The organism is Myceligenerans salitolerans, from assembly GCF_017349295.1.
Lineage (GTDB): Bacteria > Actinomycetota > Actinomycetes > Actinomycetales > Cellulomonadaceae > Myceligenerans > Myceligenerans salitolerans.
On the sequence record NZ_JAFMPK010000016.1, the window covers coordinates 16,215 to 31,807 of the forward strand.

A 15,593-nucleotide genomic window follows, 5' to 3' on the forward strand; every position below is an offset into this window, starting at 1 on the left:
CCGTCGCGGTGTGATGAATTCGTGACCGGACGCGGTCCTGGTGCCCAGCCCGGTAACAATCCGCTAACGTGGGAACCCGGCGGACGTGCCGGCAGCCACCATGACCGGTGAGCGCGGGTGTCCGGCGAGCAATTCCGGCTTCAAGGCATTGAGGTGACATGCATGGCACTGCTGACGGCTGAGGACATCCTCAACAAGAAGTTCTCTGCAACAAAGTTCCGTGAAGGGTATGACGTCGAGGAAGTTGACGACTTCCTCGACGAGGTCGTACGGACCCTCACGTCCGTCCAGGAGGAGAACGAAGGGCTGCACTCCAAGCTGGCGGCTGCCGAGCGACGCATCGCGGAGCTGTCCCGCGGCGAGGGCGCCGTCCAGCGCCAGGCGGCGCCCGCACCGGCTGCCGCGCCCGTCGCGGCGCCGATGGGCGGCCCGCAGGGGGCCCCGGAGCCGGAGAACGCCACGGGCATGCTCCAGCTCGCCCAGAAGCTGCACGACGACTACGTGCGCTCCGGACAGGAGGAGGGCGACCGGCTCATCAGCGAGGCGAAGGCCGAGGGGGCTCGCATCGTGCGCGATGCCGAGGAGACGAGCCACCGCACGCTCTCGCAGCTCGAGCAGGAGCGGTCGCTGCTGGAGCGCAAGATCGACGAGCTCCGCCTGTTCGAGCGGGACTACCGCACGCGTCTGAAGAGCTTCCTGCAGAACCTGCTCGGCGACCTCGACGCCCGGGGCTCGGCCCTGCCGCAGGGGCGCGGGGGCCAGCAGCAGGGTCGTCCCGCGGAGATGGCGCAGGGGCTCTGAGGCCCGAAGCGGGCGACCGGTCTTGGCCGGTCACCGCGGTCGCAAGGGCGCCGAGCGCCGGCCCCGGAGAACGACCTCATTGCCACCGGCGCGCGGCGGCACCGACAACGGCCCGTGCAGCGAGAATTCGTCGTCAGTTCGGCGAGTCCCGTTGTGCGGGCCGCTTGTTGTGCCTACGCTACTCGGACTTGACCCGGGGCGGCCGTGAAGGGGATCCCATGACCAAGCTTTCGACGACGACGCGCACCGCGCTGAAGCAGTCGTTTCCCAACCTTGCCAAAGATGTGAAGAAGTTCCCGGTGCGTGAGGGCGAGGAGCCGTGGACGCTGGGCGAGGTGGAAGAGCTCGCGGCCCTTCTGCTCGAGGACCGGGAGCGCCTGGAGGGCGAGCTGCGGGCGGCCGACGCCGAGCTCAGCGACCTCCTGCGCAACTCCGGCGACGGCGCGGGCGACGACCAGGCGGACTACGGCTCCAGTGCGCTCGAGCGCGAGCAGGAGCTCACGCTGGTCAACAACATGCGCGATCTGCTGGAGCAGACGGAGCACGCCATCGAGCGGATCTCGGCGGGGACGTACGGTATCTGCGAGGTCACCGGTCTGCCGATCGGCAAGGCGCGACTCCAGGCGTTTCCGCGTGCCACTCTGTCGGTGGAGGCAAAGGCCCGCGAAGAGCGCCGGTAAGCAGCACCGCAACCGCGCTCCCGGGCATTTCTGGGGGCAATATCAAAGTGGTGATGTCGGGGTTGTCGGTGTTGCAGGGGCATTGTCCTGGTGTTCTATCCGGAAATGTCGCGTTCATGCGTCGAGTGGATCTTCGCGTTCCGATTGACAGGGTGAATTTCTCGGAAGATGCTCATGGCGATGAATCACACGCGTGTCATTCACGGTGTGATTCATCGCTTTTCATCCGACGCTATTTCGAGGAGACACAATGATGCGAGGATTCCGTGCGGCAGGACGCGCAGCTGCGGCCGTGGTGATGGCGGCGGGTCTGGTGGGCGCGGCCGCGACGGGCGCGAGCGCGTCGGTCACGACGGCCGAGGGCCCGGGCGACGGCAGCCTCAACGTGCTGAACAACGTCTGCATCGCGCCGTGGTACTGGGAGGGTCCGGGCAACGTCAGCAACACCGGCAACCTGACCGACTACATCGCCTGCAACGGTGCGCCGGCCGAGATGGGCGGCGACGGCTCGATCAACATCCTGAACAACGTCTGCGCCCTGCCGTGGCACTGGGACGGCCCGCTGAACCTGCTCGCCACGGGCAACGTGACCCAGTACAACGCCTGCAACGCCCCGGCCGGTTCCTGACCGAGGTGCTGTAGTCCGCGGCACGCGTTCGTAGACCACCGGCGCATATCCTCCCAGCCGCCGCATGGTGAGCGACGGTGCCGCATCTGGTGAGGCCCTTTCCCGGAATCCGGGAAAGGGCCTCACCGTCTTTCGTGGGTGCTTCCCCGCACCGTTCCCGGCGCACGGGACCGCCTGCCGAGGACGGTCCGGGCGGGGCCGCCTCCGGCAGACGTGCCCCGCGTCCGTCGCATGGGAGACTTTGCCTGATGTCTACTCCCGCAGAACCTTCCGCCGCCGCCGACGGCGAGACGGACGCCCCGGCCACGCCCGTGTCGTCGGGCAGCCGTGTCCTGGTCACCTGGACCGGTGTGCTCGCGGCCGTCGTACTCGTCGCCGACCAGCTCACCAAGTGGTGGGCGGAGTCGGCCCTCGTCGAGGGCGGGGAACCGATCCCCGTGATCGGCGAGCTCATCCAGTTCCGTCTCGTCTACAACCCGGGTGCCGCGCTGTCGATCGCCACGGGTATGACGTGGGTCCTCACGATCATCGTGGTGGTCGTGGTGATCGCGATCCTGCGGCTGATACGCAGGCTCGGCTCCCGAGGCTGGGCGGTGTCGCTCGGTCTGCTGCTCGGGGGCGCGGTCGGCAACCTCGTCGACCGCCTGCTGCGCGAGCCCGGTTTCGCCCGCGGCCACGTGGTCGACTTCATCGACTACGCCGGATTCTTCGTGGGCAACGTGGCAGACATCGCGATCGTGGTCGCGGCCGTCTGGATCGCGATCCTCTCACTCCTCGGCATCGGGGTCGACGGGCGCCGGGAGGGCGAGGCGCGGCACACGGCGTCGTCGGAAAGCAACGACACGTCGTCCGGGAGCCCGGACGACGTCGCCGGGGCCGCGTGATGCCGCTGCGGACGCTGCCCGTCCCCGACGGTCTCGACGGCGACCGGGTCGACGCCGCGCTCGCGCGCATGCTCGGCCTGTCCCGGACGCGCGCCGCCGAACTCGCCGCGTCCGGCGCCGTGCGGCTGGACGGACGCGAGGTCGGCAAGTCGGACCGGGTCCTGGCCGGGTCGGCCCTCGAGGTCGACGTTCCCGACGAGCGTGGCGGCGGTCGTCACGAGGTGGATCCCGTGCCGGTCGAGGGCATGGACATCGTGCACGACGACGACGACATCGTCGTGATCGACAAGCCCGTCGGAGTGGCCGCCCACCCGTCACCCGGCTGGACCGGGCCTACGGTGGTCGGGGCGCTGGCCGCGGCCGGCTACCGGATCTCCACCTCAGGTGCGCCCGAACGGCAGGGCATCGTGCACCGGCTCGACGTCGGGACGTCCGGCCTGATGGTCGTCGCGAAGTCCGAGCTCGCGTACTCGGCGCTGAAGCGCGCGTTCAAGGAACGCACGGTGGAGAAGGTCTACCACGCGCTCGCGCAGGGGCATCCCGACCCGACGTCCGGCACCATCGACGCCCCGATCGGGCGGCACCCGAGCGCGGACTGGAAGTTCGCGGTCACGGCCGACGGCAAGCCGTCGGTGACGCACTACGAGACGCTCGAGATGCTGCCGGCCGCGTCACTCGTCGAGGTTCACCTGGAGACCGGACGCACACATCAGATCCGTGTGCACTTCGCCGCCCTGCGGCACCCTCTCGTCGGGGACCTGACCTATGGCGCCGATCCCGTGCTCGCGACACGGGCGGGCATCACGCGGCAGTGGCTGCACGCGGTACGCCTCGGGTTCGACCACCCCGGAACGGGGGAGTGGCTGGAGGTCGCCTCGGACTACCCCGCGGACCTCGCGACAGCGCTGGACACGATCGGCGGGCACTACCGCTGAGGCGGTGATGGCGCAGGTCGTACCAGTGGTGCGGGACATCCGCCCGGTGCGCTGCGCGTCGCCCTTCGTCACTGAGGATGTTGCCGCGCCATTTCCTCGGGCTGTGCTTCGGGCGGGTGCCTCGTTCCTCGGCTCCGACCCTGCGCGTCGCCCTTCGTCACTGTCGGTGGCCCCGCATAGGATCGGCCCATGCCCACCGCGACTGCTCCTTCCCCGGCCTCGAAGAGCGAGGACTTCGTCCACCTGCACGTCCACACGGAGTTCTCCATGCTGGACGGCGCGGCGCGGATCGGGGACCTCATGGACGAGGTCGGGCGGCAGGGTCAGAAGGCCATCGCCACCACGGACCACGGGTACCTGTTCGGCGCGCACGAGTTCTGGGCACAGGCCGAGAAGAAGGGCATCAAGCCCATCATCGGCGTCGAGGCCTACGTGACGCCGGGCACCAGCCGGTTCGACCAGACGCGTGTCCGGTACGGCGAGGCGGGCCAGGAGTCCGACGACGTGTCGGCGCGCGGCGCCTACACGCACATGACGCTGCTGAGCAAGAACAACACCGGCATGCACAACCTGTTCCGCGCCTCGTCGCTGGCGTCGATCGAGGGGCAGATGGGCAAGTGGCCGCGGATGGACCGGGAGCTCCTGGAGCGCTACTCCGAAGGGCTCATCGCGACCACGGGCTGTCCGTCGGGCGAGATCCAGGTGCGCCTCCGGCTCGGGCAGTGGGACGAGGCCGTCCGCCAGGCCGGTGAGCTGCAGGAGATTTTCGGCAAGGAGAACTACTACGTCGAGCTCATGGACCACGGGCTCGAGATCGAGACCCGCGTGACCAAGCAGCTCCTGGAGCTGGCCGAGCACATCGGCGCGCCACTGGTCGCCACGAACGACCTGCACTACGTCCGCGAGGACGACGCCACCAGCCAGGAGGCACTGCTCGCCATCAACTCGGGGTCCACGCTGGACGACCCCAACCGGTTCAAGTTCGACGGCACCGGCTACTACGTGAAGTCGGCCGCCGAGATGCGGCGGATCTTCAAGGAGATCCCCGAGGCGTGCGACAACACGCTGCTCATCGCCGAGCAGTGCGAGGTGTCCTTCGACACGAGCGCGAACTACATGCCGCGCTTCCCGGTGCCCGACGGGGAGGACGAGATCTCCTGGTTCGTCAAGGAGGTCGAGAAGGGCCTGCACCGCCGGTACCCGGCCGGAATCCCGGACGCCGTGCGCAAGCAGGCCGAGTACGAGACCGACGTCATCGTCCAGATGGGCTTCCCGGGATACTTCCTCGTGGTCGCCGACTTCATCAACTGGTCCAAGGAACAGGGCATCCGCGTGGGGCCCGGCCGCGGTTCCGCGGCGGGCTCGATGGTCGCCTACGTCATGGGCATCACCGAGCTCGACCCGCTGGAGCACGGCCTGATCTTCGAGCGGTTCCTCAACCCCGAGCGTGTGTCCATGCCCGACGTCGACGTGGACTTCGACGAGCGCCGGCGCGGGGAGGCCATCCAGTACGTCACCGAGAAGTACGGCGACGACCGCGTGGCGATGATCGTCACCTACGGCACCATCAAGGCCAAGCAGGCGCTCAAGGACTCCGCCCGGCTGCTCGGCTTCCCCTTCGCGATGGGGGAGAAGCTCACCAAGGCGATGCCACCCGCCGTGATGGGCAAGGACATCCCGCTGTCCGGCATCTTCGACCCCAAGCACGACCGGTACGCCGAGGCGTCCGAGTTCCGGCAGTTGCACGACACCGATCCCGAGGCGCAGCGGGTCGTCGAACTCGCGCGCGGCATCGAGGGCCTGAAGCGGCAGTGGGGCGTGCACGCGGCCGGCGTGATCATGTCGAGCGACCCGCTGATCGACATCATCCCGATCATGAAGCGCCTGCAGGACGGCGCGATCATCACGCAGTTCGACTACCCGACGTCCGAGGGCCTCGGCCTCATCAAGATGGACTTCCTGGGCCTGCGCAACCTCACGATCCTCGACGACGCCCTCGAGAACATCGTGATGAACGGCAAGGACCCGGTCGACATCGAGAACGTCGGGCTCGACGACAAACCCACCTACGAACTGCTCGCCAGCGGCAACACGCTCGGTGTCTTCCAGCTCGACGGCGGTGCGATGCGCTCCCTGCTGCGGCAGATGCGCCCGGACAACTTCGAGGACGTCTCCGCCGTCATCGCCCTGTACCGGCCCGGGCCGATGGGCATGAACTCGCACGTCAACTACGCGCTGCGAAAGAACGGGCAGCAGAAGATCGAGGCGATCCACCCCGAGGTGGTCGAACCCTTCGCCGAGATCCTCGACGAGACCTACGGCCTGATCGTCTACCAGGAGCAGGTGCAGCGCGCCGCCCAGATCATGGCCGGGTACTCCCTCGGCCAGGCCGACCTGCTGCGTCGCGCGATGGGCAAGAAGAAGCCCGAGGTACTGGCCAAGGAGTTCGTGAACTTCGAGAAAGGTGCCAAGGAGAAGGGATACAGCGACGGGGCGATCAAGGCGGTCTGGGACACGCTGGTCCCGTTCGCCGGGTACGCGTTCAACAAGGCGCACTCCGCCGGCTACGGCCTCGTCGCGTACTGGACCGCCTACCTCAAGGCGAACTACCCGGCCGAGTACATGGCCGCCCTCCTGCAGTCCGTGGGGGACAACAAGGACAAGATGGCGCTCTACCTCAACGAGTGCCGTCGCATGGGCATCACGGTGCTCCCGCCCGACGTCAACGACTCCGCCGTGAAGTTCACGGCCGTCGGGGGCGACATCCGCTTCGGCCTCACGGGAGTGCGGAACGTCGGCAAGAACGTGGTCGACGCGATCGTGGCCGCCCGCGAGGAGCGCGGCGCCTACACCTCGTTCACCGACTTCCTGGACAAGGTTCCCGCCGTGGTCTGCAACAAGCGCACCATCGAGTCGCTCGTCAAGGCCGGCGCCTTCGACTCCCTCGGACACACGCGGCGCTCGCTGCTCGTGGTGCACGAGCAGGCGGTCGACTCGGTCATCAGTGTGAAGCGCAAGGAGGCGGAGGGGCAGTTCGACCTGTTCGCCGACCTGGGCGCCGGCGACACCGGTGACGACGGCGGGATGAGCTTCGCGGTGGAGGTGCCGGACCTGCCGGACTGGGAGAAGAAGCAGAAGCTCGCTTTCGAGCGGGAGATGCTCGGCCTGTACGTGAGCGACCATCCGCTGTCCGGCCTGGACCACGTGCTGTCCCGGGCCTCGGACACGTCGGTCGCCTCGCTGCTCGGTGACGGCGAACGGCCGGAGAACTCCGTGGTGACGGTCGCCGGCCTCCTCACGTCGGTCCAGCGCAAGATGAGCAAGAACGGCAACCCGTGGGCGGCGGTCACTCTCGAGGACCTCGAAGGTGCGGTCGAGGTGATGTTCTTCGGGGAGACCTACCTGGCCTACTCGACGGTGCTCGCGGAGGACCAGGTGGTGGTGCTGCGCGGGAAGGTGCGCAAACGTGACGACCAGGTCTCGCTGCAGGCGATGGAGGTCGCGCTGCCCGACATCACCGTGGGTGCGGACTCCCCGCTCGGGGTGACCGTGCCGCACACCCGCGCGGTCGAGCCGGTGATGGTGCGCCTGCGCGAGGTCCTGGCCGACCATCCCGGCTCGGCCGAGGTGCATGTCGCGGTGGAGGAGCCGGGCAAGCGGACGGTCGTACGCGCCGCCGACTCCCTCCGCGTCGAGAAGACGCCGGCACTCTTCGGCGACCTCAAGGCCCTGCTCGGGCAGAGCTGTCTGTCATGAGCGATCGGGCGCCGGTGCGAGAGGACGGGAACGGGATGACCGACGCCGTGGTGACGCAGGCCATGCCGGACGGCGAACAGGCAGCCGGGTCGGACCCTGCCGCCGAGGGCGGACGGGCGACAGGAGGCGAACCGGTGGCCGGGGGCGCACCGCCGACAGAGGGCGCACCGCCGACAGGGAACGAACCGGTGGCCGGGAACGAACGGGTGGCCGACGCCGTCGTGCCCAACGACCGCTACGACGAGGACGACCATCCACGCTTCGCCCTCGTTCCCGCGGCCTACGTGCTGCTGCGGCGCCAGGCGCCCCGCGATCCCTGGACGGGCGGCACGGGCCGCCGGGGCCTGCCTCCGGGCCCCGGCGCGCCGGGTTCCGACGAGGTTCTGCTCCAGCTGCGGCAGAACACCGGCTATCGCGACGGCTTCTGGGCCTGTGCGGCGGCGGGGCACGTCGAGGAGGGGGAGTCGGTCGTCGAGGCGGCCGTCCGCGAGGCGGCCGAGGAACTCGGCGTCACCGTGGACCCGGCGGACCTGCGGCCGGTGACGGTGCTGCACCGCGGCGAACCGGGTGGGCCCGCCGTCGAGCAGAGGGTGGACTTCTTCTTCGAGACCACCCGGTGGCAGGGCACGCCGCGGATCCTCGAGCCGGAGAAGACCGCTGACCTCGCGTGGGTGCCGCTCGCCGAGCCGCCGGTCTCGCTCGTGCCGCACGAGGCCGTCGTGCTCGACGCCGTCCGTGTCCGTGACGCCGGAGGCCGTGACGTGCCGCCTCTCATGACTCTCGGGTTCTCCGACGGCCGGGGAGGCGCGGCGTGATCCGCCTCAATCCGGAACAGCTCGTGTTCGTCACCGAGCGGCATCTGGCCACGCTCACGACGCTGCGGGAGGACGGCACGCCGCACGTGGTTCCCGTGGCGTTCACCTGGGACGCGACGGGCGGAGTCGCCCGCATCACGGCGAACCGCGGCTCGGTCAAGACCCGCAACGCGCGAGGGTATCCCCCCGGCGGAACCGTCCCCAGGGCGGCGGTGTGCCAGGTGGACGGAGGCCGCTGGATCACCCTGGAGGGCCGGATCGAGGTGAGCGAGGACCCGGACGAGATCGCGACCGCCGTCGAGCGGTACGCGAGGCGGTATCGCACCCTGGGGCCGAACCCGCAGCGCGTCGTGCTGCGCCTGGTCCCGGACAAGGTCATGGCGAGCACCTACATGGCGTGACCGTGTCGGCGCCTCACCGCGGCCCGTCGTCCACGGGCGCGGCCCTGCCGGACCGGCGTCAGATCCAGCCCTCCTCCCAGGCCCGCCGGGCCGCCGCGTGCCGCGTGGCGACCCCGAGCTTGGTCATCGCGGCCGAGAGGTAGTTGCGGACCGTGCCCGGGGCGAGGTGCACGGCGGCGGCGATCTCGCTCACCGGAGCGCCCGAGCGTGCCGCCCGGAGGACCTCGATCTCGCGGTCGGTGAGGGGGCACTCGTTCTCGGTGAGAGCCGACGCCGCGATCTCCGGGTCGACGTAGCGACGGCCGGCCGCCACGTCGCGGATGATCTCCGCGAGCCGCGCCGCGGGGGTGGACTTGGGAACGAAGGCGCGAACCCCTGCGGCCAGCGCCCGGCGCAGCACGGCGGGACGCGCATGACGGGTGACCAGTACGCAGTGGGTGGGCAGGGTGGCGCGGATCTGTTCGGCCGCGTGCAGACCGTCGGCCGGCGGCATCTCCAGGTCGAGGACGGCGATGTCGGGCCGGTGCGCCACGGCGAGCCGCACGGCGTCGGTGGTGGTGGCGGCCTGGGCGACGACCGCGAGGTCGTCCTCCAGGTCGAGCAGGGTGCCCAGCGCTCCCCGGAGCATCTCCTCGTCGTCGGCCAGCAGCAGCCGGATCACGGGGCGCCCACCGTCGCGGTGACGACGAACCTGTCGCCGGCGCTCTCCCAGCTGAGCCGCCCGTCGACGGCCGCGAGCCGTTCCGCGAGCGAGGCCAGTCCGCTGCCGCCTCCGGGCGCCGCCACGTCGTCCCGCGCCGTGCCGGTCGCGCCGGTAGCGTCCACGGAGGCGTCGGCCGCCGGTTCGGCGCCGTCCGGACGTGCCCCGTCGTTGGTGATGCGGAGCCGGGCACCGGCACCGGCACCGGCCAGCTCGATCGCGGCGTGCCGCGCGGTGCTGTGGCGCAGGATGTTCGTGGTCGCCTCGCGGACCACGAGGCCCAGCAGCGCCCGCCCGGCGTCGTGCAGCCCGGCGGTGGCCGAGGGATCGGCGTCGACCCTGGCCTCGACGCCCGCCGAGGCCAGGACGCGGGACACGTTCGCCAGCTCGCCCTCCAACGTGGTGCGCCGGTAACCCTGTACCAGGGCACGGGTCTCGCGCAACGCGTCCCCCGCGAGCTCCTGCACCTCACGCATCGTGTCGGCCGCCCGGCGCGGGTCGTCCCGCGCCAGCCGTGCGGCCAGCTCGCTCTTCAGGGCGATGACCTGCAGATGATGACCCTGCACGTCGTGGAGCTCGCCCGCGAACCGCAGCCGTTCGTCCGCGACGGCCAGCTCGCCCGCCAGGTGACGCGCGTCGTCCAGGCGTTCCGCCACCTGCCAGGCATGCAGCATCCCGAGCGTCGTCGGCCCGAAGGCGGCCACCATGAGCAACGGCATCCAGGCCGCGTGCCCGGTGTCGGGTTCGCCCGTGGCGAGGGCGACCGCCGCACCGGTGAGCGGCAGCACGACGGCCGCACCGCCGAGCGTCAGCCACGCGCGGCGTGCCGGCAGGAACATGGCGAGCGCGGACACCGTCGCCGCGGGAGCGAGGGACCAGAGCCCGAGGTTGCCCGCCGCGAGCGGTACCGCTCCGGCGACCACGCCGCTCGCCGCGGCACCGCCGGTCAGCGCCATCGACGGCGTCCGGGACCGCAGCCGCAGCGCGACCAGGAGCCCGCACGCGACGATCGTGCCGCCCGTCGCCACGGCGGTGACCGCTCGGACGGCGCCCGCGACCTCGGGGTCCAGCACCCAGTCGCCCACGACCAGCCCGAGCACGCACGCCACCGTGCCTGCCAGCCCCCACCACACGTTGCGGCGGAACGCTGCCAGACCGCGTCCGCCCTCGTCCCGGACGGCCGGTGCCACGGTGCCCATGGCGCCATTGTGGCAGCGCAGCGGCCGACCCGGGGTGCGCGTCGCCGGGTCATGACATCTGTCACGCGGGGTCGTGACACCTGCGGGCCGGCGCGTGGCGTCCGGCACTACGGACGCCACGCGGCGCGCGGCAGCGTGGTTCCGGAGGCGGCGGCACGTCGCCCACGACCGGAGGAGGCGGACATGACGACGGACGAAGCGGTGCGGCCGGAGGCGCGAAGCGGGCCGGAGACGGCGACGGCGTCCACGGCGTACGACGGCGCGGCGCGGGCGGGCAGGTGGCGAGCCGCCGGGCGGTTCCTGCTCCACCTGGGCGAGATGGTCGCGGCCATGCTGGCGGGCATGCTCGTGTTCGGCGGGCTAAGGGACTGGTCCGTCGCCGCGCTCGGCCTCACCGGACTTTTGGAACGGCCGGATCTGGACGCGGTGGCGATGGTGCTGGACATGGTCGTGGCGATGACGCTGTGGATGCGCGTGCGCCGACACGGCCGGGCGGCGATCGTCGAGATGAACGCCGCGATGGCGGCACCCTTCGCGGTGCTGCTGCCGCTGTACTGGACGGGCCGTGTCGGGCAGGACGACCTCATGGTCTGGGGCCACGCGCTCATGGTCCCGGCGATGGCCGCGGCGATGCTCCTGCGGCCGGCCGAGTACGCGGGGCCGGGTCACGTCCGCCACGGGCCGGACCTGTCCTGGCTCGCCCGGCGCTGGCCGATCGCCCTGGCGCTGGCCCTGTTCGTCCTGACGATCGCCGACGGTTCCGACCGGTTCCCGGTGTGGATCGTCCTCGGGGTCGCCCTCGTCTACCCGGTGGTCGGAGTGCTGCGGCGGGCCATCCGCGGGCGTTCCATGGTGGTGCTGCAGGCGGCCGGGCTGGCCGTGTTCGCCGGGATCACGACGGCGGCCGCCGTCGTCGACCCCGTGACGGGATCGTTCGTCGTCGCCGCCGGCCTTGTCGGCCACGCGGTGTGGGACGCGTTCCATCACCGGGCCGGCGCCGTCGTCTGGCGGTGGTACGCCGAGGCGTGCGTGGTCTACGACCTCCTGCTCGCGGCCGCGGTCGTCGCGGCGGCCGTGGGTTGACCGCAGGACACGCTCAGCCGACGACCGCGCTCGTCTCGCCGCCGGGGCCCCGTACCGTCACGCGGTCCCCGCGGGCGAGCCGGCGGCCCCGGCGGGTCTCCTCCTCGCCGTTGACCAGCACGTCGCCGGCGGTGACGAGCTCACGGGCCTGCGCACCGTCCTCGGCGAGGTTCGCCAGCTTGAGGAACTGCCCGAGCCGGATCGACTCGTCCCGGATCGGCACACGGTCGGGTCCGGAGAGGGCACCGGGCTGCGGGTCGCGGATCTTCACACCTCCATCATCGCGCATCCGGCACCGGCCCGAACCTCGTGCCACCGCCGGCCAGCTCGGCGGGCCGCCGGCGGGACGGCGCGGCGCTCGCCGGGAACCCGTCCACGGCGCGGCCACGACCACCGCCGCGCACCCACCGAAACTAGAATGAGCGCCGTGATCCAGCGCATCGACCTGACCGGGCGGGACCTGAACACCCCCGCCGCACGTCGCGACCTGCTCGCCACCCTGCCCCGCGCCGAGATGCGCGTGGACGACGCGGCGCGCGCCGTCGAACCCGTGCTGCATCAGGTGCGCGACGGCGGTGCCGCCGCGCTGCGCGATCTCGCCGAGCGGTTCGACGGCGTCCGCCCGGAGCACCTGCGGGTCCCGCCCGAGGCGCTCTCGGGAGCCCTCGACTCGCTCGCCGCGGACGTCCGCGCCGGGCTGGCCGAGGCGATCCGCCGGGTGCGGGAGGTGCACGCCGCGCAGGTCCCGGCCGAACGGGTCACGGAACCGGCTCCCGGCGCCGTCGTCCGGCAGCGGTACGTACCCGTGCGTCGTGTCGGCCTCTACGCCCCCGGCGGCCTCGCCGTCTACCCGTCCAGCGTCGTCATGAACGTCGTCGCGGCGCAGACCGCCGGCGTACCCGGAATCGCTCTGGCATCCCCGCCGCAGAAGGACCACGGCGGGCTTCCGCACCCGACCATCCTGGCCGCGTGCGCGCTGCTCGGCGTCGACGAGGTGTACGCCGTCGGCGGTGCCCAGGCCGTGGCGATGTTCGCCTACGGCGCCGCGGGCACGGAGCCGCAGGACGGCGAGACGCTGTGCGAGCCGGTCGACGTCATCACCGGCCCCGGCAACGTCTACGTCGCCGCGGCCAAGCGCCTGGTGCGGGGCATCGTCGGGATCGACGCCGAGGCCGGGCCCACCGAGATCGCCGTCCTCGCCGACGACACCGCCGACGCCGCGCACGTCGCGCTCGACCTGGTCAGCCAGGCCGAGCACGACCCCATGGCCGCCTCCGTCCTCGTCACCGACTCGGTGGCGCTCGCCGACGCCGTGAGCGACCAGCTGACGGTCCGTGCCGACGCCACCAAGCACAGCCTGCGGGTGACCACTGCCCTGGGCGGCCCGCAGTCGGCGATCGTGCTCGTGGACGACGTCGAGGCGGGGCTCGCCGTCGTCGACGCGTACGGCGCGGAGCACCTGGAGATCCAGACGGCCGGTGCCGCGGCGCTCGCCGGCCGCGTGCGCAACGCGGGCGCGATCTTCGTGGGGCCGTGGTCGCCCGTGTCGCTGGGGGACTACCTGGCCGGCTCCAACCACGTGCTGCCCACGGGTGGTACCGCGCGGTTCGCGAGCGCGCTCGGTGTGCACTCGTTCCTGAAGCCGGTCCAGGTGATCGAGTACACGCGGGATGCGCTGGAGCAGGTCGCCGGGCACATCACGGCGATCGCGGACGACGAGGACCTCCCGGCGCACGGCGAGGCGGTGCGCGGACGGTTCGCCTGACGCCGGCCCGGGAGGCGGTGCGCGGGCGGTTCGCCTGACCCCGGCCCCGGAGGCGGTGACGGCGAAGGACGCCACCTCCGGGACCCGGTCTGCCCGGCGGGTCATCGGCCACGGACACGGGCCGAAAGTTCGACGCGGAAGTATCGGATTTCTAATCGATTCCCCGGCCTGGGTGGATCGATAACGTTTTCGTAGGCTGCGGCGGTATCCCGATCGAAGGAGATCCGCAATGCATATCGCACGATCACCACAGGCGTCCGCGCGATCGCCACGGGCGTCCGTGCGGGGCGCGACGTCGTCCCGGTCCCCGAGACGGCGGCGGTCACGCCGCCATCGCTGGGTCGCTCCCTGGGCCGCCCTCTCGCTCGTCGCGGCCGGCGGCGTGACCGCCCTGACCGCGACCGCCGCGAGTGCCGCGGAAGGGTGCTCCGTCGAGTACACCGTCGTCAACGAGTGGCAGGGCGGCTACCAGGCCGACGTGACCGTGACCAACCTGGGCGACCCCGTCTCCTCGTGGGAGGTGGCCTGGGAGTTCGGGTCGGGACAGGGCATCTCGCAGGCCTGGAACGCGCAGGTGACGCAGAGCGGGTCGCAGGTCGCCGCGAGCAACGTGGGCTGGAACGGAAGCCTCGGGACCGGCGGGTCCGCGAACTTCGGATTCATCGGTTCCGGGCCGAGCGCGCCGGCGCCCGGCAGCTTCACGATGAACGGCGTCACGTGCACCGGCGACGTCGGAAGCGAGCCGACCCCGACCGATCCCGGCCCGACTCCCACCGATCCGGACCCCACACCGACGGACCCGGGCCCCGGGCCGGGTCCCGGGGGCGAGTTCGACGGCGCCGACTGCGACGTCTCCGGCAGCGGTCCGGGAGCCGACCCGCGGCTGCCCGACCCGTTCCTGTCGGTGGACGGCACCCGGATCACCACGGCGTCGGACTGGCGCTGCCGCCGGGCGGAGATCAAGAAGCTCGCCGAGAACACGGTCTACGGCGCCAAACCCGGTCGGCCCGACAGCGTGACGGGCACGGTCACGGGGTCGAACATCACGGTGAACGTCTCGGACCAGGGCCGGACCACCAGTTTCTCGGCGAGCGTCGAGACGCCCGGCGGCAGCGGACCGTTCCCCGCGGTCTTCGTGTACGGCGGTTTCGGAGGCGACACGGCGACGATCCTGAACTCGGGTGCCGCGGTGATCCGGTACGACCCGCTGGTCGTGGGGCAGGAGGGCACGTCGCGCGGCAACAAGGCCGGCGCCTTCTACGACCTCTACGGGTCCAACAGCAGTACGGGTCTGCTCGTGGCGTGGGGCTGGGGCGTCAGCCGCATCATCGACGTGATCGAGGCCGGCGGTGGCGGCGTGCTCGATCCCGACTCTTTCGGTGTGACCGGCTGCTCGCGCTACGGCAAGGGCGCGTTCGTGGCGGGCGCGTTCGACCAGCGCATCGATCTGACGATGCCGGTCGAGTCCGGTGCGGGCGGAGCGCCGATCCTGCGTGGGCTCGCCCAGGAGTCCGGCGCCCAGTCACCCGGCAGCGCCTACGGTGAGCAGCCCTGGCTCGGGGACGCGTTCGGGAACTACCAGAACAACGTGTCCGGACTACCGGTGGACACGCACCAGGTGATCGGCATGATCGCACCTCGTGGCCTGTTCCTCATGGAGAACCCGCACATCGACTGGCTCGGCGCGGGGTCCGGAGCGACGGCGGCGCTCGCGGGCCGGGAGATCTACCGGGCGCTGGGCGCGGAGGGGAACATCTCCTACGTCTCCAACGTCTCGGACGGCAACCACTGCGCGAACCGGTCCGAGTGGGTCCAGCCGATGCGGCAGCACATCCAGGCGTCGCTGTTCGACGCCGGTCAGGGTCCGGGCGACTTCCGGGTCTCACCGAACCGGCCGGGTGACCTCGACCGGTGGCGGAACTGGACGACACCGTCGCTCGGCTGAG

General features: G+C 71.4%; 14 protein-coding genes. 11 read left to right on the forward strand and 3 right to left on the reverse strand.

Annotated elements, in window-relative coordinates; genetic code table 11:
• The first annotated feature begins 162 nt into the window (after positions 1-162).
• The 8 genes from J0911_RS01575 to J0911_RS01610 all read left to right on the forward strand — a co-directional run bounded on the left by J0911_RS01575 (position 163) and on the right by J0911_RS01610 (position 8,900).
• A complete protein-coding gene (locus tag J0911_RS01575; protein WP_207273647.1) occupies positions 163-801 on the forward strand; it encodes a DivIVA domain-containing protein in 639 nt (212 codons plus the stop codon).
• 218 nt (positions 802-1,019) lie between these two features.
• Entirely contained in the window at positions 1,020-1,481 is a 462-nt protein-coding gene (locus J0911_RS01580) for a TraR/DksA family transcriptional regulator (RefSeq protein ID WP_207273648.1), read from the forward strand.
• Positions 1,482-1,731: 250 nt separating this feature from the next.
• Positions 1,732-2,109 (forward strand): hypothetical protein, encoded by a 378-nt coding sequence (locus J0911_RS01585; protein WP_207273649.1) that lies wholly within the window; start codon positions 1,732-1,734, stop codon positions 2,107-2,109.
• Positions 2,110-2,357: 248 nt separating this feature from the next.
• Positions 2,358-2,993: a signal peptidase II gene (locus J0911_RS01590; protein WP_207273650.1), complete on the forward strand. Its 636-nt coding sequence runs from the start codon at positions 2,358-2,360 to the stop codon at positions 2,991-2,993.
• Positions 2,993-3,928, forward strand: a complete 936-nt coding sequence (locus J0911_RS01595) for an RluA family pseudouridine synthase (RefSeq protein ID WP_207273651.1) — start codon at positions 2,993-2,995, stop codon at positions 3,926-3,928. The genes J0911_RS01590 and J0911_RS01595 overlap by 1 nt, the downstream gene beginning before the upstream one ends.
• Positions 3,929-4,117: 189 nt before the next feature.
• Complete coding sequence (gene dnaE, locus J0911_RS01600) at positions 4,118-7,684, forward strand: DNA polymerase III subunit alpha (RefSeq protein ID WP_207273652.1); 3,567 nt, start codon at positions 4,118-4,120, stop codon at positions 7,682-7,684.
• On the forward strand, positions 7,681-8,499 hold the full coding sequence (locus J0911_RS20960; RefSeq protein ID WP_307864858.1) for an NUDIX domain-containing protein: 819 nt from the start codon (positions 7,681-7,683) through the stop codon (positions 8,497-8,499). The genes dnaE and J0911_RS20960 overlap by 4 nt, the downstream gene beginning before the upstream one ends.
• The gene (locus J0911_RS01610; RefSeq protein WP_207273653.1) at positions 8,496-8,900 is read left to right on the forward strand and encodes a pyridoxamine 5'-phosphate oxidase family protein; all 405 of its coding nucleotides are present in this window, start codon (positions 8,496-8,498) and stop codon (positions 8,898-8,900) included. The genes J0911_RS20960 and J0911_RS01610 overlap by 4 nt, the downstream gene beginning before the upstream one ends.
• Positions 8,901-8,958: 58 nt before the next feature.
• Here the strand turns inward: J0911_RS01610 and J0911_RS01615 are convergent, their stop codons facing one another.
• Together J0911_RS01615 and J0911_RS01620 are read right to left on the reverse strand one after the other, a co-directional pair.
• Positions 8,959-9,561, reverse strand: a complete 603-nt coding sequence (locus tag J0911_RS01615; RefSeq protein ID WP_207273654.1) for a response regulator transcription factor — start codon at positions 9,559-9,561, stop codon at positions 8,959-8,961.
• The gene (locus J0911_RS01620; RefSeq protein ID WP_207273655.1) at positions 9,558-10,799 is read right to left on the reverse strand and encodes a sensor histidine kinase; all 1,242 of its coding nucleotides are present in this window, start codon (positions 10,797-10,799) and stop codon (positions 9,558-9,560) included. Before J0911_RS01620 ends, J0911_RS01615 begins: the two co-directional genes overlap by 4 nt.
• Before the next feature lie 183 nt (positions 10,800-10,982).
• Here J0911_RS01620 and J0911_RS01625 point away from each other — a divergent pair, with 183 nt between their 5' ends.
• Positions 10,983-11,882 (forward strand): hypothetical protein, encoded by a 900-nt coding sequence (locus J0911_RS01625; RefSeq protein WP_207273656.1) that lies wholly within the window; start codon positions 10,983-10,985, stop codon positions 11,880-11,882.
• 13 nt (positions 11,883-11,895) lie between these two features.
• Here J0911_RS01625 and J0911_RS01630 read toward each other — a convergent pair whose 3' ends face one another.
• Entirely contained in the window at positions 11,896-12,171 is a 276-nt protein-coding gene (locus J0911_RS01630) for an RNA-binding S4 domain-containing protein (protein ID WP_207273657.1), read from the reverse strand.
• 138 nt (positions 12,172-12,309) lie between these two features.
• Here J0911_RS01630 and hisD point away from each other — a divergent pair, with 138 nt between their 5' ends.
• Both hisD and J0911_RS01640 read left to right on the forward strand, forming a co-directional pair.
• Positions 12,310-13,647, forward strand: coding sequence for a histidinol dehydrogenase (gene hisD, locus J0911_RS01635; protein WP_207273658.1), 1,338 nt, complete (start codon positions 12,310-12,312; stop codon positions 13,645-13,647).
• 229 nt (positions 13,648-13,876) lie between these two features.
• The gene (locus J0911_RS01640) at positions 13,877-15,592 is read left to right on the forward strand and encodes a cellulose-binding domain-containing protein (protein ID WP_207273659.1); all 1,716 of its coding nucleotides are present in this window, start codon (positions 13,877-13,879) and stop codon (positions 15,590-15,592) included.
• Position 15,593: the final 1 nt, after the last annotated feature.